Raw genomic sequence first — 17482 nt, 5'->3', positions numbered from 1 at the left:
CCCGTTTTTGTCGCGGGGCACGGCCCCTGGCGCACCTCTCACCCTGTATTTGGACCACCCTGTTCGGGTGATCCGCGATCCCTATGTCACCACAAACCCTGAAGCTGGACTGGTTTTCCAATGTCCGCAACGATGTGCTCGCCGGTCTGGTGGTTGCATTGGCCCTGATCCCTGAGGCCATCGCGTTCTCCATCATTGCGGGCGTTGACCCGAAGGTTGGCCTCTACGCCTCGTTCTCCATTGCCACCATCATTGCCTTCGCCGGCGGTCGCCCCGGCATGATTTCCGCCGCCACGGGGGCCATGGCGCTGGTGATTGCCTCCCTGGTCAAGGACCACGGGCTGCAGTATCTGCTAGCCGCCACAGTGTTGACCGGTGTGCTGCAAATCATTGCTGGCTGGATCAAGCTCGGGGTTCTGATGCGTTTTGTTTCCCGCTCGGTGGTTACCGGCTTCGTCAACGCTCTCGCCATCCTGATTTTCATGGCCCAGTTGCCCGAGCTGACCAATGTGGGCTGGCAGGTGCATGCCATGACGGCGGCGGGTCTGGGCATCATCTACGGGCTGCCTTACATCACCAAGGTGGTGCCGTCTCCGCTGGTGACCATTGTTTTCCTGACCGGCGTTTCCATTTACCTGGGGCTGGACATCCGCACGGTGGGCGACATGGGCGAGCTGCCCGACAGCCTGCCGGTGTTCCTGCTGCCTGATGTGCCCCTTGCCTGGGAAACGCTGGGCATCATCCTTCCGTATTCCGTCACGCTGATGGTGGTGGGTTTGCTGGAGTCGCTAATGACGGCCACCATCGTGGACGACATGACCGACACCAAAAGCAACAAGAACCGCGAATGCGTGGGCCAGGGTGTGGCCAACATCGCCACGGGCTTCATAGGCGGGATGGCGGGCTGCGCCATGATCGGTCAGTCGGTCATCAACGTGAAATCCGGTGGGCGCGGGCGCTTGTCCACGCTGGTGGCGGGGGTGGTGCTGCTGATTCTGGTGGTGTTCCTGGGGGACTGGGTCAAGCAGATCCCCATGGCCGCCCTGGTCGCGGTGATGATCATGGTGTCCATCGGCACGTTCAACTGGGGTTCGTTCAAAAACCTGCGCGAGCACCCCAAAAGCTCCAGCGTGGTGATGCTGGCCACCGTGGCGGTGACCGTCTACACCCACGACCTGGCGCGCGGTGTGCTCACGGGTGTGCTGCTGTCGGGCTTCTTCTTTGCCCACAAGATTGCCCAGATTCTGCTGATCGAGGCGCAGACCGAAGACGATGGTGAAACGCGCAGCTATGCGATCTATGGCCAGGTGTTCTTTGCCTCTGCCGACCGGTTTGTCGATGCGTTTGATTTCGACGCCTCGCCACGCCGCGTTCGCATCGACCTCACGCACGCCCACTTCTGGGACATCACTGCGGTCAATGCGCTGGACAAGGTGGTGCTGAAGTTCCGCCGCAAAGGGGCTGAGGTGGAGGTGCTGGGGCTCAACGAAGCCAGCGCCACCCTGGTCGACAGGTTCGGCGTGCACGACAAAGACATCGCTGACGGCATATTAATGGGGCACTGAGCCTGCCGCCACAAAAATGAAACGCAGCAACTGCTGAAGGCGTGAACCATGGATCTGATGCTCAAGCTGCTCAACGGCGGTGCCGGAAGTCTGGCTTCTTACCTTGCGGCGCATGTGTTGCTGTGTTTGCTGCCCGCGTTTTTCATTGCGGGCGCCATGGCGGCACTCATCCCCAAGGCCAGCATCACCCGGTGGCTCGGTCGCAGCACGCCGACCTATGTTTCTTACCCGGCGGCGGCCCTGGCCGGGTCGCTGATTGCGGTGTGCTCGTGCACCATCGTGCCCTTGTTTGCCGGCATTTACCGCAAGGGTGCAGGCATTGGGCCTGCCATCACTTTTCTCTTTTTTGCGCCTGCGGGCAACATCATGGCGCTGGCCTACACCGGCAGCATCCTGGGGCCTGAGTTTGCGGTGGCACGGGTGGTCTTGTGTTTGTTGTTTGGTATCGGCATCGGTCTGCTGATGTCGCGCATCTTCTGGCGCGATGACGCCACGCACGATGCTGAAACCGATGACGCCTTTGCCGACAAAGCGCAGATAGCCCCCGCTGCGCTTGGCGTGCTGCTGTCGCTGGTGGCGCTGCTGATCGCAGGCACATTGAAACTCTGGCCCCTCACAGCCACCGTGGGCTCCGCCACGCTGCCTTTGGGCTGGGCTCAGGCGTGGCAAGACACACTTTTTGCGTGGGTACCGTTTGATGCGGCCAAAGGCGAAGAAGGCGTGAGCTTTCAGGGCTCGGTCCTGATAGCCCTGCTGTTCATGATTGCGGCCACGGCCTGGAAAGGCATGGAAAACATCATGGATGGCGCCAACCGCTGGACCTGGGTGGCACTGGGCCTGGCTGCAACCACCTTGCTGGTGGCTGCCGCGCGCCTGACACCTGTCGCCGACGGCCTGGAGTTCGCCCTGACTGGCCGTGTGCTGGGTGTGGGCCTTGCGCTGGGGGCGGTGTGGCACTTCGCCCGCCAACTGCCCGCCGATGAATGGCAAGCCTGGTTGTGGGAAGCCTGGCGCTTCGTCAAGCAGATTTTCGTGCTGCTGATCGTGGGTGTGTTCATCGTGGGCATGGTGCGGCAGGTCATCCGCCCCGAATGGATTGAGGCAGTAGCTGGTAGCAACACGGTGCTGGCCAACGCGGTGGCGGTGGGGTTTGGCGTGTTCATGTACTTCCCCACCCTGGTCGAGGTGCCGGTGGCGCGCATGTTCCTGGACCTGGGCATGCACCCCGGCCCACTGCTGGCCTACCTGATGGCCGACCCCGAGCTCAGCCTGCAAAGCATGTTGATGGTTGCCGCCGTGATTGGCCGCACCAAAACCCCCGCTTACGTGGGCCTGGTGGCCTTGTTCAGCATCTGTGCAGGGTTCATTTATGGCACCTGGATTGATGGTGCGGCACTTCTATCCACCGCAATGGCCCTGGGGCTTTTTTCGCTGGTTGTGGTGACCACTTTCTTCTGGTCGCGCGCACGAGGCGCGGGTCAGCCCCAGGCCTGATGTCTTTCCCTCATTTTTCAGGAGATTTCACATGTTGACCATCAAGATCCTCGGCTCTGGCTGCGCCAATTGCAAGAAGCTCGAAGCCGTCGCCCGTGAAGCCGCCACCCGGGCCAATGTTGCGGCCGAGTTTGTCAAGGTCAGCGACATGAAAGAGATCATGGCCTATGACGTGATGTCCACCCCGGCGCTGGTGATCAATGACAAGGTCATGAGCAGTGGCCGCATTCCGGCCACTGCGGATGTGGCCAAGTGGCTGGCCACCGCCTGATCCCGCGGGCACCCGAGAGGCAGGCCACCTGGGCGATTAATCGCCCAAGCTGACGCCACCACCCAGCGCCTGATACAACGCCACACTGTCGACCAGGCGCTGCGCCTGGGCTGCCACCAGGCTGGTCCGCATGCGCTGTGCCTGTTGCTGCGCCACCAGCAACTGCAAGTAGCTGGCAGCACCCAGCAGGTATTGCCGCTCCACCGACTGCAAGGAAGACTGTGCTGCCGAATCAGCGCCCGCCAGGGCCGCCAAGGACTGCGCATCGCCTTCCAGCGCGCGCAGGGTGTCGGCCACGTTACGCAAAGACTGCAACACCACGCTCTGGTAGTTGGCGGCAGCAGCATCCAGAGCGGCAAGCGCTGCCCGTTTCTCGGCAGGCAACCCGGGGTTGAACAGGGGCTGGGTGATTTGCCCCACCAGGGCCCACACTGCCGAACCACCACCAAACAGGGCGCCAGCGGTCAGCGCCTGGGAGCCCAGACTGGCGCTCAGGTTGAGCTGCGGGTAGAGCCTGGCGACCGCCACGCCATAGTCCGCATTGGCCGCATGCAGCAACGCTTCAGCCGCCTGGATATCCGGGCGGCGGCGCGCCAGCTCCGAAGCCACCATCAGTGGCAGATCGGCCGGCAGGGTGAAATCGCTCAGCGTGAAGGCAGGCACGCCACCGGCACCCGGCGCACGACCGGCCAACACGGCCAGCAGATGCTCGGTTTGTTGCAGTTGTTTGCGCAGCGCAGGCTGTTCAGCGCGCGTTTGCTCTGCCTGGGCCTGCAGGCCCAACACTTCATCGGGCGATGCCTGGCCAAACCGCACGCGCTCGTTGGTCAGGCGCAGCTGCTCGTCCTGCGCACGCACGATGTCTGTGGTTGCGTCCAGTTGCGCGGCAAGGCGCGCACGGGTGATGGCAGCGGCCGCGATGTTGCCAGCCAGCGCAAGGCGCGCAGCATCCCATTCGAAGCGGCGGTAGTCAGCGCGTGCAGCCAGGGCTTCAAGTGCGCGCTGATTGCCACCCGCCAGATCAAGGTTGTAATGCACGCCCACGCTGGCGTTGTAAAGGCTGAACTGGCGCGCATCACCGCTCTGCCCCTGGCTGCTGGGGTTCGATTGCTGGCGCTGGGCACCCAGCCCGACATCCACCTGCGGAAATTGCGTTGAACCTGAACGTGCGGACACAAGCTCCTGTGCCTGCCGCAAATTGGCGCGGGCGCTCGCCAGGGTCGGACTGGCCTGAAGCGCCTCGTCGATCAGCCCGTCGAGTGCCGGAGAACCCAGCGCACGCCACCACTGCGCATCGATGGCAAGCCCTGGCACCAGGCGTTGTGCCTGACCAAACGGCGCGGGGGCAGACGCAGTGTGGGCGGCCATCGCGGTGGCGGTGTAGCGCGTCGCATCGGGTGCCACGGGGCGCTGAAAATCAGGGCCAACGGCGCAGCCCGTCAGACCGGCTGCGGCAAAGCCGGCCACAAGGCAAATGGCTGCAAATCGGCGTGCGCGGCGGTGTTGACGGTTGGTCATAAAAACCTCTTTTTCATTCCATCGTTCTCTCATTCGAACCCCCGCCCTTCACCGGCTTCTTCATGGGTCACGCCGTCGCGGATGTGGTAGATGCGCTTGAAAGTCGGGATGATTTTTTCGTCGTGGGTCACGACGATGATGGCGGTTTCGAACCTGCGGGCCATGTCGTTGAGGATGCGGATCACCGCCATGGCACGCTCGCTGTCCAGCGGCGCGGTGGGTTCATCGGCCAGGATGACGGGCGGGCGGTTGACCAGGCCACGCGCAATGGCCACCCGCTGCTGCTCGCCACCCGAGAGCTGCGAGGGCATGGCACGCGCGCGGTGTTGCACGTCCAGCGCCGTGAGCAGTTCAAGGGCCCGGGCGCGCGCCTCGCCATTGGCAACGCCCGCGAGCATGGGCAGCAGCGCCACGTTATCGGTAACGTCAAGAAACGGAATCAGGTAGGGGGCCTGGAAGACGAACCCGATCTTGTCGCGCCGCAGGGCGCGCAGGTCGCGCACTTTCCAGCCCTCGTCGTAGATGACTTCGTCGCCCAGCGTCATGCGGCCGCCGCTCGGGTCAATTACCGCACCCAGGCATTTGAGCAGCGTGCTCTTGCCCGAACCCGAAGGGCCAATCAATCCCACCACCTCGCCCGGCTCGACGTGCATGTCCACGTTTTTCAAGGCATCGACAGCGGTGTCGCCTTCGCCATAACGTTTGCGCAAGCCTTCGATGCGTATGCCTTTGCCGACCATTTCAGCCTCCAATCGCTTCGGCCGGATCGACCTTGAGCGCCATGCGAATGGCAACAATGCTGGCCAGCACGCAGATGGCGAGCACGGCAAAAAAACCGACGATCGAGTCGGCTGGCATCAGCAGCACGTATTTGGGAAACAGCGGCGCCGCAAAGGTGGCCGTGATCTTGCCCACCACAAAGCCAATCACGCCCAGGGCAAGCGCCTGCTGCAAGATCATGGCAGCGATGGTGCGGTTGCGCGTGCCAATCAGCTTCAAGACGGCGATCTCGCGGATCTTGTCCATCGTGAGCGAATAGATGATGAAGGCCACGATGGCCGCACTCACCACAGCCAGAATCACCAGAAACATGCCGATCTGCTTGGCCGAGGTGGCGATCAGCTTGCCCACCAGAATGCCCTCCATCTGCGCCCGGGTGTAAACCGTCATGCGTTTCCAGCGGCGGATGGACTCGGCCACCTCTTCAGGCTCCTGCCCCGGCTTGAGCGTGACGAGCACGGCATTGACGAACGCGTTGGTGCTCTGCGAGGCCACCACGGCATCCAGCAAGCCCGGAACACCGGGTCGGTTGAAGACCGGGTTGGCCTCGGTGCGGCGCCGGCTTTGCCAAATGGCGTCGTTGTCCTTGAGGAACTGGGCCTCCTGCGCGTCCTTGAGCGGAATGAACACCATCGGGTCGCCACTGGAGGACACCATGCGCCGGGTCAACCCCACAACGGTGTAGTGGTTGCGGCGGATTTTGACCGCGTCACCCAGCTGGAAGCCGGTGGCGATGTCGGCCACGGCCTCGTAATGGCCCCGGGTGATCTGGCGCCCCGCCACCAGATACGGCGGCCAGCCCGGCGTGGCCCCCAACGCGCCAGGGGCGATGCCCACCACCATGGTGCGAACATCGCTGTCGCCCTTGCGGGCCTGCATGGTCAGGTAAGTCACGTTGGCGGCCTGGGCCACTCCCGGCATGGCCAGCACGGTGCGGTACACGTCATCGTTGAGACTGGACGGCTCGGCATAGGGGCCCAGAGTGTCCTTTTGCACCACCCACAGGTCTGCGCCACTGTTGTCGAGCAGCGCCTTGCCATCGTCCACCATGCCCCGGTACACCCCGGCCATGACCAGAGTGACCCCAATCAGCAGGCCCAGGCCAATGCCGGTGAAAACGAATTTTCCCCAGGCGTGGAGAATGTCGCGGCCGGCCAGGCTGATCATCGCGAAACTCCGGGAATCTGCTCCACCACCTTGATGCGGCTGCGCGCCGTCAGTGCCTTTTCGCTGTAGGTCACGACCTGGTCACCGTTGCTGAGCCCTTCTTGCACCTGCACGTAGCCCTGCAGGTCGGTGGCACCCAGTTTGAGCGGAGAAAACTGCAGATCGCCTTGCACTATTTTCCAGACCCCCACCCTGTCACCATCACGACGAATGGCGGCGTTGGGAACCGATGGAGCAGCGGCAAGCGTGGGCAGGTCGGCCGTGACTTCGGCCAGCTCTCCCACCGGGGGCAGTGGTTGCGGGATGCTGCTGAAGGCCACTTTGGCAAGCGTTTCCTCGGTGACCGCGTCAGCCTTGGGCTCCACCCGGAGCACATGGCCTTCCAGCACTTGGCCGGTGCGCGAACGCAAGGCAATGCGGGCAGGCAGCCCTGCGGCCAGCCCCGATGCACTGATCTGGTCAAAACGCGCATGGATCCACAAACTCTTGGGGTCGATCACTTCCACCACGGCCTGGCCCGCAACAATGGTGGTGCCGGGGTCGGCATCGCGCACGGCGACCACGCCATCCACCGGCGCGATCAGGCGCAGATTGCTCCGCTGCGCCACCAGCGCTTCGCGGTCTGAGCGGGCCCGGGCGGTTTCTTCCCGCGCCGCAGACAGGGCGGCATCGGCGATCTGCAGCTCTTGCCGTTTGGTGGCAACGATTTCTTCGCTGGTCGAGCGCACCGCGAGCAATTGCTCATAACGGCGCGCCTGGGTTTGCGCGTGGGCTTGGCGGGCCTGTGCCTCAGTCAAGGCCGCCTGGGACCGCTTGTAGGCCGCGTCCTGTGAGCGCACGCGGTCATCCAGATCAACCGGCTCCATTTCGCCCAGCACCTGTCCGGCCTTGACCTGATCACCTACCTGCACCTCCAGGCGTTTGACGCGCCCGGCCACCGTCGGCCCGATCTTGTAGGTGTAGCGCGCCTGCACCGTGCCAATACCAAAAAGCGCGGGCGTGATGGCCCGTGATTGCACCTCGACCACCGTCACGGCTACCGGCGCCAGCGGCCCCGAGCGCAAACCCACGTAGATGAAAAGCAGCAACAACGGAACGACAACGGCCAGCAGCGCGAGGGTGCGGCCTTGCAAGGGCAATTTTTTCATTGGTGACTCCCGATTCCACGCCGATAAATGGCAAAAACCCTGGGCGCATCGCGGTGCATGCGCCCCACATCGCCCGCCAGCAACGACTGCATGACCAGGCCCTGAACCGTGCCAATGAACAGCGTGGCGGCCGCCTCGTTGTCCAGCGAGGCCGACAGCTCGCCGCTGGCCTTGCCTTTCTCGATGAGACGATGCAAGCGTTCGCCGTAGCGCTGGATCAGGGTCTGCACCATGCGCTTGGCCGGAGTCGACTCAGCGCGCTGCAGCTCGCCAAACATCATGCGGGGAACGCCTGGGTGCTCGGCCACGAACTCGATATGGCTCATGAACATCGCCTCCAGGGCCGCAAGGGGAGACTCGATGCCCTGTGCGGACCGGTCAATTCGGGCCAGCAGACGGTCTGCCACCCACTCCATGACGGCCTGCCAAATGGCCTCTTTGTTCGGAAAGTGCCGAAACAGCGCACCCTGGGTCAGGTTCATGTGCTTGGCGATGGCCGCCGTGGTGATCTCGCTGGGGTTTTGTGAACCCGCCAGCGCCACAACCGCCTCGACAGTCACTGCACGACGCTCATCGGCCGGCAGATGCTTGGGATGGATTTCCACGAAAACCCCGATCAATAGATAGTAATTGATTACTATCTTATGCGAAGAACGGTAGAAACGCAAAAAAGAATTCAGGGCAAAAAACCGTCAGCCTCGCCACGGTGTGGCGCATGCTGGCTTTGGCGTTTTTCAGCCCCCCCGAGGCAACCGGCTGCCTATGCGGCTGGGCAGATGAAAGCGCTACCGCAACGACCACTGCCACTGCCACTGCCACTGCAGCTACAGTTGCGCCCTCGTGCCGCAGCCCTGTTCATGAACCCGCACACGACTGCGTAAAAGGCTCACGCACCACCTGCACCGTGACGTGCTCGATGTCAAACCGCTCATGCAGCTCGTGCGTGATGTTCTGAAAGAAGGCGTCTTGCGGGTGGCCATCGGGCATGACCAGATGCGCCGTCAGGGCCACCTCGGAGGTGCCCATCGCCCAGATGTGCAGATCGTGGACGCGGGTGACACCCGGCAGGGACAGCAGCCAGGCGCGCACGGCGGGCAGGTCCACCGTGGAGGGCACGCCATCAAACAGCAGGTGCACCGACTGCTTGAACAGGCCCCAGGTGCCCAGAACGATCACGGCAGCAATCACGAGGCTGACGACCGGGTCCAGCCAGTCCCAGCCCAGCCAGAGGGCGAGCCCACCCGCCACCACCACACCGGCCGAAACCAGCGCATCGGCGACCATGTGCAGAAAAGCGCCACGGATGTTCAGGTCATGGCTGCCCCGCATGAACAGCAGGGCCGTCACGGTGTTGATGACAATGCCCAGGCCCGCCACCACCATGATCGTGACCCCTTCGATCGGCTGGGGGGAGTTCAACCGGTCGATGGCCTCCCAGGCCAGCGAGCCCATGGCCACCAGCAAGAGCATCGCGTTGATGAACGCCGCCAAAATGGTGGCCCGCTTCCAGCCATAGGTGTGCCGGTCATCTGGCCGAAGGCGCCCCGCCAGAGCGCCGCCCCACGCCAGAATCAGCCCGGCCACATCGCTCAGGTTGTGCCCCGCGTCTGCCAGCAGGGCCAGCGAGTTGATCTTCCAGCCGTAAAACGCCTCCACCGCCACAAAGAGCGTGTTGAGCGCGATGCCGATGGCGAAGGCGCTGCTGTAGCTGGCGGGTGCGTGGCTGTGCTCGCGTGCAGCGCTCATGGATTGCCTGTTTCCTTGCGGCGCAAAAGGCCAGAGAGCTCGGTGCCCGGCGACACGGTGTTGAACACCGTTCCGTATTTTTTGACGTTCTCGTGCAGCAGGGCCAGGCGGCGATCCGGCTCGTCGGTGTCCACGGTGATCTCGTAGGAAATGGACTCCAGCCGAGGGGGCACGTCCTGGCGCACCCCATGCACATGAACCTCGACCCCGCGCAGCTCGAACTTGAGGATGGGAATGACCCGCTCGATCCCCTTGATCATGCACGCCGACAGGGCTGCCAGCAGCAATTCTGCGGGATTGAACGCCTGGGGATTGCCCGCCATGTCCGTATCGAGTGCAATCGTGGCCTGCTTGCAGTGCGCCTGGCTGGCCTGCGCACTCAGGCGCACCGACACCACGTCAAACACCAATTTGGGTTTGGCGGCACCCGTCATGCCAGCCACGCCTCGATCTTGTCGCGCTGGGGCACCCCGCCGGCGTGAACGACCTTGCCATCCACCACCACCCCTGGCGTGGCCAGGACGCCGTAAGCAATGATGGCTTGCATGTCCTGAATCTTGTCAATATTCACGGCGACGCCCTTGTCACGGGCAACCTGCGCGATCAGGGCGGTGGTGGTCTTGCAGTTGGCACAGCCGGAGCCGAGTACCTTGATGTCTTTCATGGCGAATCCTGGTTGGTAGTGATGAATGTTCACAGCACAAGGTTGAAGATATAGCCCACCAGCAAAATGCCCAAGGCCACGACGCCGGCAAAGGTGGCTATCAGGCGCGGCTTGAGGGCCTTGCGCAAAATGATCATTTCGGGCGCGGACAAGGCAATGACGCTCATCATGAACGCCAGCACCGTGCCCAGCGCTGCACCTTTGCCCAGCAGGGCCTGCACGATCGGAATGACGCCCGCCGCATTGGTGTACATGGGCACACCCAGCAGCACGGCCACCGGCACCGACCACCAGGCATCCCGGCCCATGATGGCCGCCATGAAGTCTTGTGGAACATAGCCGTGGATGCCCGCGCCCAGCGCAATGCCCGCGACAACGTAGGGCCAGACCTTGCCCACAATCTCGCGCACATGGTGCCCACCGGCCTGGAGGCGCTGGACCCAGCCCATGCCATCGCCGTCGTAAGTGGCCGCGCTCTGCCCGTTGGCAACGGCCAGCACCCAGTCTTCCAGATAGCGCTCCATGCGCAGGCGGCCGATCACGATGCCGGCCACGATGGCCACGGTCAGCCCCAGCACGAGGTAGAGGGCGGCCACTTTCCAGCCAAACAGGCCCAGCAGCATCACCAGTGCCACCTCGTTGACCATGGGAGCCGAGATCAGAAAAGAGAAGGTCACCCCCAGCGGCACACCCGCCGAGAGAATGCCGATGAACAAGGGCACGGCCGAGCATGAGCAAAACGGGGTCACGATGCCCAGCAATGCGGCCAGTACGTTGCCCACCCCTGCACGCTTGCCCGCCAGCAGGGCGCGCGTGCGCTCGGGCGCAAAGAAGGTCTGCACCACGCCCATCACGAAAACCACCCCGGTCAGTAGCAGCAGCACCTTGGGCGTGTCAAAAAAGAAGAAGTGCACCGCCTCGCCCAGTGCGGTCTGGCGCGTCAGCCCCGCCTGCACCAACAGGGCATCCGCAAAATCGGTGAGGTGGGTGTAACTCCACCACCAGGCAGGCGCCAGCAGCGCCAGCGCGAGCACCCAGCGCGTCAAAGGTGGGATTTTTGGGGTTTTCAGTTCGGACGAAATCATTGGCAAAACCTCTGGAGGGATGCCATCGCCGTCAAGCCGCCGACGCACGTTCGGGCGCACGCTCGAGCGCGTTTATCTGCGTGTCGGCCACGGGCGGAGCCGAATCACTTGCCTGCGCCGCGTGGTCTTCCAGGTGCAGCAAGTCGCCCCATTGGTGCAATGCGGCCTCGCGGCGTTCCATTTCCTGGGGGCAAGCCCAGGCCTTGATGTCTTTGGCGTAACCCATGCACATGTGCATCTCCTGTGTCGTTGAGTCAGAAGACGCAGCAACTGCCCAAAAGATGCAGCTGCGCTTATTTCGGACGTGGGGTGAAGCAGCACACCGCGCCGCGCTCGTTCAGCACCACCTGGCACGAGGTCAGCAAACGTTCCCTGAGGCGCTTTCGGGCGCGCTGCACACGGGATTTGGCCCCCGGCACGGTGATGCCCAACATGCGGGCATAGTCCTCCTGCCCCATGCCGTTGAGATCGCACTGGACGATGGCATCCCGGTCCGACGCGCTCAACTCCGCAAGCACGCGCGGCAAGCAGGTGGCCAGGCTGTCCACCGCAGCCGGCGGGTCTGCCTCCACCGCTGGCAGGTCGTCAGGCAAGGCATCCAGAGGGTGGTGCCGGCGCAGGTGATCCGTCAGGGTGTTGCGGCTGACCTCAAACAGCCAGGCACGGGCGTTGGCCACGTCGCAGAACCGGCGGCCTTGGCGCAAGGCCTTGATGAAAACGTCTTGCAGCAGGTCCTGCGCCGCCACGGGGTCGTTCAGGTGCCGGGTCAGCCAGCGCTGCAACTCGGTTTCGTGCGCGTGCCACGCGGTCATCAGACAGGTCGGCGTCGAGGTATCACTCATGCATCGCATTGTTATCCACTGCAACAGCGCCGACCACAGCGCCACGATGGTGCAGCGCACAAGACCGGGGCACTGCGGGCTGTGGCGCCAGGTCGCTCAATCGCGCCAAAGCGCCCTGAATCATTGAGCTAGACGCTCTTGATTCAATAGCTAACACCACTTTTCCAAGCTGGCACAGGCCTTGCATTAGTAGGTTCAGACCCTCACAGGTCTGCATGGCTGCATCGCCCAACGGCGGGCGAATGCGGCCAGAACCCGGACAAAGGCGTCCCCACCCGCGCACTGCTGCTTCTTGCAGCCAGGCGCGGTGTGAGGACGCCTCTTTTTGTTTGTCACGCCCAAGGGAAGCCCCATGACTGATCTGCTCAAAACCAGCCTCAACCGCCGCACCGTGCTGCAAGCCGCCACCGTGGGCGCCACGGGCGTGAGCCCCGCGCTGCGCGCCCTCGTCCACGCCCAGGGCTCGGACGCCCCCGAGAAGAAGGAAGTGAAGATCGGCTTCATTCCGCTGACCGACTGCGCCAGCGTGGTGATGGCGTCGGTGATGGGCTTCGACAAGAAGCATGGCGTGACCATCATCCCCACCAAAGAGGCCAGCTGGGCCGGTGTGCGCGACAAGCTGGTGAACGGCGAGCTCGACTTTGCCCATGTGCTGTATGGCCTGGTCTATGGCGTGCACCTGGGCTTGGCCGGGCCCAAGAAAGACATGGCCGTGCTGATGACCCTCAACCACAACGGCCAGGCCATCACGCTGTCCAAAAAGCTGGCGGACAAGGGCGCCGTCAATGGCGCGGGCCTGGCCCGGCTGATGGCGGCCGAAAAGCGCGAATACACCTTCGCCCAGACCTTTCCCACGGGCACGCACGCCATGTGGCTCTATTACTGGCTGGCAGCCAACGGCATCGATCCGATGAAAGACGCCAAGGTCATCACCGTGCCGCCGCCGCAAATGGTGGCCAACATGCGCGTGGGCAACATGGATGGCTTTTGCGTAGGCGAGCCCTGGAACCACCGCGCCATCATGGACGGCATCGGTTTCACAGCCACCACCACCCAGGACATCTGGAAAGACCATCCCGAAAAGGTGCTGGGCACCACCTCGGAGTTTGTGCAGAAATACCCCAACACCGCGCGCGCCGTGACGGCGGCCATTCTGGAGGCAAGCCGCTGGATCGATGAAAGCCTGGCCAACAAGACCCGCATGGCCGAAACCATTGCCGGCAAGGCCTATGTGAACACCGGCGTGGATGCCATCAACCAGCGCATCCTGGGCCGCTACCAGGATGGCCTGGGCAAGACCTGGGACGACCCCAACCACATGAAGTTCTACAACGACGGCGCGGTGAACTTCCCCTACCTGTCTGACGGTATGTGGTTTCTTACGCAGCACAAGCGCTGGGGTTTGCTGAAGGCGCACCCCGACTACCTTGGCGTGGCCAAGGCGATCAATCGCATGGACGTGTACCGCCAGGCGGCCACCGCCACCAAAACACCGCTGCCCAAGAGCGACATGCGCAGCCACAAGCTGGTGGATGGCGTGGTGTGGGACGGCAAAGACCCCGCCAGATACGCCGACGGTTTCAAGCTCAAGGCCTGACAGCCCGCAGTCATCTGCCCCACCTCGTCCTGTCTACCGGAGAACACCATGGTCAGTGCCGTATTTCATGCCCCGCTGGATACCGCCCCTGCAGCAACGCAAGACGCTATTAATAATATAGCTACTAGCGCTCTACCCACGGGCACTACAAGCCAAAAACACTCAAAAACCACACCCACCAAGGCCCCGGCAGACCGGGACTGGACTGCCAGCTCCCGCAGCTTCTGGCTGGCGGTGCTGCCGCCGCTGTGCGGCCTGGGCCTGCTGCTGGGGGTGTGGGCGCTGGTTTCTGCCGGCACCGGCAACAGCATTCCCGGCCCCCGCGAAACCTGGGCACAGGCGCTGGACGTGTTCAGCAACCCGTTTTATCGCAACGGCCCCAACGACCAGGGCGTGGGCTGGAACGTGCTGATGTCGCTCGAACGCGTCGCCGTGGGCTTTGGCTTGGCGGCGGCGGTGGGCATTCCGGCGGGCTTTGCGATTGGGCGCTTCGAGTTTTTGAGCCGCATGTTCAACCCGCTCATCAGCCTTCTGCGCCCGGTGTCGCCGCTGGCCTGGCTGCCCATTGGCCTCTTGGTATTCAAGGGCGCCAACCCGGCCGCCATCTGGACCATCTTCATCTGCTCGATCTGGCCCATGATCATCAACACCGCGGTGGGCGTTCAGCGGGTGCCGCAGGATTACATGAACGTGGCGCGCGTGCTCAACCTGTCGGAGTGGAAAATCTTCACCAAGATCCTGTTCCCCGCCGTGCTGCCCTACCTGCTGACCGGCGTGCGCCTGGCGGTGGGCACGGCCTGGCTGGTGATCGTGGCAGCCGAGATGCTGACCGGCGGCGTGGGCATTGGCTTTTGGGTGTGGGACGAGTGGAACAACCTCAACGTCAAGAACATCATCATCGCCATCTTCGTGATCGGCATCGTCGGGCTGGTGCTGGAATATGCCCTCATCAAGCTGGCCAGCGCCTTCACGTTTGAAGAAGTGAAGGCTTGACCCACCCCTGAGCCGCGCCTGCGGCGCGTCACCCCCTCAAGGGGGCACCACCAGTGGCCCGGCAAAGCCGGTTCCACGGTGGTCCACCGAAAAACCAGGAGTTCTTCATGCATACATCTCTCACCAGCAAGTTCATCGAGATACAGGGTGTCGAGCAGACCTTTCGCACCCGCAAGGGGCTTTTCACTGCGCTGCAGGGCGTTGACCTGGCAATCGCCCAGGGCGAGTTTGTGGCGCTGATTGGCCACTCGGGCTGCGGCAAATCCACGCTGCTCAACCTGATTGCCGGCCTGAACACCCCCACTGCCGGTGCCCTGCTGTGCGCCAACAAGGAGATCAAGGGCCCCGGCCCCGAGCGCGCGGTGGTGTTTCAAAACCACTCGCTGCTGCCCTGGCTGACCTGCTTTGACAACGTGCACCTGGCAGTCGAGCGGGTGTTCGGCAAAACCGAAAACAAGGCACAGCTCATGGCCCGCACCGATGCGGCACTGGCGCTGGTGGGCCTTGCGCATGCTGCGCAAAAGCGCCCCGGCGAAATCTCGGGCGGCATGAAGCAGCGCGTGGGCATTGCCCGTGCGCTCAGCATGGAACCCCAGGTGCTGCTGATGGACGAGCCCTTCGGTGCGCTCGACGCACTCACCCGCGCCAAGCTGCAGGACGAGTTGCTGGAGATCGTGGCACGCACGCACAGCACGGTGGTGATGGTGACGCACGACGTGGACGAGGCCGTGCTGCTGTCCGACAAGATCGTGATGATGACCAACGGCCCCGCCGCCACCATTGGCGAGGTGCTGGCCGTTGACCTGCCGCGCCCGCGCAACCGCGTGGCACTGGCCGAAGACCCGCGCTATGTGCACTGCCGCAAGGCGGTGATCGACTTCTTGTACACGCGCCAGGCGCATGTGGAAAAGGCGGCCTGATCCGGCACCACCAAAGGGCCCTGGCCACACGCAGCCAGGGCTTTTTTTGACGTTGGCGTCATCCATTGCGCTTCACTCCGGCCACGCACCCATGTAACCGGCGCGGGCCAAACCAGGGCAGCCGTGCAAGGGCCGCCCCGCCGCACTGGCTGCGTCCCCCTTCCCGCATTGCGCAGCAATTCGAGAGAAGGGGGAAGGCGCGCAAGCGCCTCAGGGGGTTGTCACCCCATTCAGCGCACGCCGCCCGTGATGTAGTGCTCGAGCTGCTCGATGATGAACTGCTGCTCGGAAATGATGTCCTTGACCAGGTCACCGATGGAGATCAGCCCCACCAGCCTGGCGCCGTCGACCACCGGCAGGTGGCGCAGGCGGTTTTCGGTCATGAGCGCCATGCACTCCTGGCTGGTCTGGGTGGGGCGCACATACATCACGTCGGCGGTCATGACATCCCGCACCAGCGTGGCTGCGGACGTGCGCCCCAGCAGGGCGATCTTGCGGGCGTAGTCGCGCTCGGTGACGATGCCCACAATGGTTTCGCCCTCCATGACCAGCAGGGCCCCGATGCGTTTTTCGGCCATGCGCTGGAGCGCATCCAGCACTGAGTCTCCGGGTGCGATGGCATGGACGGTGTTGTCGCTCTTGGATTTGAGAATGTCAGCAACGGCAGTCATAAGGGACCTCGATAAAAAAATGGTGGGCGAACGCCAAAGAGTTTCAACGCATCCTGCCTTGCGCGCAACACCGCCATGGCAAGGGGCCTGTTGTGCGACAACTGGCACCACCGCAGTGCCCCATCGCGCCGCAAAACCTTTTTTTGGTCAAATAATGCTCTAGCTCTTATCCATAAAGCGCTGATAGCTATTAAAAATAGAGCAAATCACGCGCCACCTCAGCGCCGACCACCCAGCAGGCCGCCGCCGATCTTGAGCAGGTCGCCCAGCCCCACTTGGCCGTCGCCATCCTGATCGAGCAGGCTGCCCAGCAAACCACCACCCAGGCCCCCTTGCTGCTGCACCCGCGCCTGCTCCTGGCCCAGCACCTGGCCCAGGCCGCCGGCGTCCATGCCGCCCGAGCTCATGCGCTGCGCCAAAAACGACATCACGATGGGCGCCAGCATCTGCAGCAACTGCCCGGCATTGGAGCCCAGCCCCGTGGCCTGGCCCAAGCCGGTCTCGGCACGTTGCTGGTTGCCCCCAAAAATGTGGCCCAGGATGGCCGCGCCATCGGGCTGGCCGCCCCCCGCGCTGCCGCCGCCGCCCAGCAGCGAACCGAGCAGACCGCCCAGATCAGGGCTGCCGCTGTGGTCGCGCTGCAATGCGCCAAAAAGGTCCATGGCGCCCTGGGGCTGGGCTGCATTGCGCCCCAGCGTGCCCAGCAGCAACGGCAGGGCCGCGCCCACGGCGTCCTGGGTCTGCGCGGGGCTGGTGCCCAGTTGCTGTGCCATTTGCTGCAGCGGGGCGCCCTGAAGCTGGGCCATCAGTTCATCAACAAGGGAGGTGGGGGAGTTCATGGCGTGCATCCTTTCAAATCAATGCGTGGGCCACCGGGCCCAGCTGACATGTTAGGGCTACGCTGAACAAGCCGTCGAAAATTTCCGCGCAAACCTGGATGACGCAGTTTTTTGGACTTTTATGCCTCTCGCGCGGCCCATTTGGGCAGTTCGCGGGGCGCTGAGGCCCGATTTCCGCCCTT

Annotated in this window: 19 protein-coding genes; 6 read left to right on the top strand and 13 right to left on the bottom strand. The window is 63.6% G+C overall.

What is annotated here, in order from left to right:
* Positions 1–83: 83 nt before the first annotated feature.
* Genes DTW89_RS10945 through DTW89_RS10935 form a run of 3 tightly spaced genes read left to right on the top strand, consistent with a single transcriptional unit; the run spans position 84 to position 3330 of the window.
* Entirely contained in the window at positions 84–1565 is a 1482-nt protein-coding gene (locus DTW89_RS10945) for a SulP family inorganic anion transporter (RefSeq protein ID WP_114655973.1), read from the top strand.
* A gap of 48 nt (positions 1566–1613) precedes the next feature.
* Positions 1614–3059, top strand: a complete 1446-nt coding sequence (locus tag DTW89_RS10940) for a permease (RefSeq protein ID WP_114655972.1) — start codon at positions 1614–1616, stop codon at positions 3057–3059.
* 31 nt (positions 3060–3090) lie between these two features.
* Positions 3091–3330: a thioredoxin family protein gene (locus DTW89_RS10935; RefSeq protein WP_114655971.1), complete on the top strand. Its 240-nt coding sequence runs from the start codon at positions 3091–3093 to the stop codon at positions 3328–3330.
* Positions 3331–3366: 36 nt separating this feature from the next.
* Here DTW89_RS10935 and DTW89_RS10930 read toward each other — a convergent pair whose 3' ends face one another.
* The 11 genes from DTW89_RS10930 to DTW89_RS10880 form a co-directional block, all read right to left on the bottom strand.
* Positions 3367–4848, bottom strand: coding sequence for an efflux transporter outer membrane subunit (locus DTW89_RS10930; RefSeq protein ID WP_114655970.1), 1482 nt, complete (start codon positions 4846–4848; stop codon positions 3367–3369).
* Between the two features lie 29 nt (positions 4849–4877).
* Positions 4878–5588: an ABC transporter ATP-binding protein gene (locus DTW89_RS10925; protein ID WP_024815843.1), complete on the bottom strand. Its 711-nt coding sequence runs from the start codon at positions 5586–5588 to the stop codon at positions 4878–4880.
* A 1-nt stretch (position 5589) separates the two neighbouring features.
* On the bottom strand, positions 5590–6795 hold the full coding sequence (locus DTW89_RS10920) for an ABC transporter permease (RefSeq protein WP_111867900.1): 1206 nt from the start codon (positions 6793–6795) through the stop codon (positions 5590–5592).
* Positions 6792–7943: an efflux RND transporter periplasmic adaptor subunit gene (locus DTW89_RS10915; protein WP_114655969.1), complete on the bottom strand. Its 1152-nt coding sequence runs from the start codon at positions 7941–7943 to the stop codon at positions 6792–6794. The genes DTW89_RS10920 and DTW89_RS10915 overlap by 4 nt, the downstream gene beginning before the upstream one ends.
* Complete coding sequence (locus DTW89_RS10910; protein WP_024815846.1) at positions 7940–8548, bottom strand: TetR/AcrR family transcriptional regulator; 609 nt, start codon at positions 8546–8548, stop codon at positions 7940–7942. Before DTW89_RS10910 ends, DTW89_RS10915 begins: the two co-directional genes overlap by 4 nt.
* Positions 8549–8798: 250 nt before the next feature.
* Positions 8799–9689 carry a cation diffusion facilitator family transporter gene (locus tag DTW89_RS10905; protein ID WP_114655968.1) on the bottom strand — a complete coding sequence of 297 codons (891 nt, stop codon included), beginning with the start codon at positions 9687–9689 and terminating at the stop codon, positions 8799–8801.
* Positions 9686–10123, bottom strand: coding sequence for an OsmC family protein (locus tag DTW89_RS10900; RefSeq protein WP_114655967.1), 438 nt, complete (start codon positions 10121–10123; stop codon positions 9686–9688). The genes DTW89_RS10905 and DTW89_RS10900 overlap by 4 nt, the downstream gene beginning before the upstream one ends.
* On the bottom strand, positions 10120–10353 hold the full coding sequence (locus DTW89_RS10895) for a thioredoxin family protein (RefSeq protein WP_114655966.1): 234 nt from the start codon (positions 10351–10353) through the stop codon (positions 10120–10122). Before DTW89_RS10895 ends, DTW89_RS10900 begins: the two co-directional genes overlap by 4 nt.
* Before the next feature lie 29 nt (positions 10354–10382).
* The gene (locus DTW89_RS10890; protein ID WP_114655965.1) at positions 10383–11438 is read right to left on the bottom strand and encodes a permease; all 1056 of its coding nucleotides are present in this window, start codon (positions 11436–11438) and stop codon (positions 10383–10385) included.
* Positions 11439–11469: 31 nt separating this feature from the next.
* Complete coding sequence (locus tag DTW89_RS10885; protein WP_147277648.1) at positions 11470–11670, bottom strand: hypothetical protein; 201 nt, start codon at positions 11668–11670, stop codon at positions 11470–11472.
* 61 nt (positions 11671–11731) lie between these two features.
* Positions 11732–12280, bottom strand: a complete 549-nt coding sequence (locus DTW89_RS10880) for a sigma-70 family RNA polymerase sigma factor (protein WP_236637109.1) — start codon at positions 12278–12280, stop codon at positions 11732–11734.
* 352 nt (positions 12281–12632) lie between these two features.
* On the opposite strand from DTW89_RS10880, the gene DTW89_RS10875 reads away from it, so the two are divergent.
* From DTW89_RS10875 to DTW89_RS10865, 3 genes are all read left to right on the top strand, one after another.
* Positions 12633–13877: a CmpA/NrtA family ABC transporter substrate-binding protein gene (locus DTW89_RS10875; protein WP_111867913.1), complete on the top strand. Its 1245-nt coding sequence runs from the start codon at positions 12633–12635 to the stop codon at positions 13875–13877.
* 48 nt (positions 13878–13925) lie between these two features.
* Positions 13926–14870: a nitrate ABC transporter permease gene (gene ntrB / locus DTW89_RS10870; protein WP_114655963.1), complete on the top strand. Its 945-nt coding sequence runs from the start codon at positions 13926–13928 to the stop codon at positions 14868–14870.
* 107 nt (positions 14871–14977) lie between these two features.
* Positions 14978–15790, top strand: coding sequence for an ABC transporter ATP-binding protein (locus DTW89_RS10865; RefSeq protein WP_114655962.1), 813 nt, complete (start codon positions 14978–14980; stop codon positions 15788–15790).
* A 230-nt stretch (positions 15791–16020) separates the two neighbouring features.
* Here the strand turns inward: DTW89_RS10865 and DTW89_RS10860 are convergent, their stop codons facing one another.
* Together DTW89_RS10860 and DTW89_RS10855 are read right to left on the bottom strand one after the other, a co-directional pair.
* Positions 16021–16461: a CBS domain-containing protein gene (locus DTW89_RS10860; RefSeq protein WP_024815856.1), complete on the bottom strand. Its 441-nt coding sequence runs from the start codon at positions 16459–16461 to the stop codon at positions 16021–16023.
* Between the two features lie 218 nt (positions 16462–16679).
* Entirely contained in the window at positions 16680–17300 is a 621-nt protein-coding gene (locus DTW89_RS10855; RefSeq protein WP_114655979.1) for a DUF937 domain-containing protein, read from the bottom strand.
* Positions 17301–17482 lie beyond the last annotated feature (182 nt).

The sequence above is a fragment of the Acidovorax sp. BoFeN1 genome (genome assembly GCF_003345135.1).
In the GTDB taxonomy this organism is placed as follows: domain Bacteria; phylum Pseudomonadota; class Gammaproteobacteria; order Burkholderiales; family Burkholderiaceae_C; genus Acidovorax; species Acidovorax defluvii.
The sequence above is the reverse complement of the archived record's forward strand: the minus strand, read 5'-3'. Positions and strand labels throughout refer to the sequence as shown.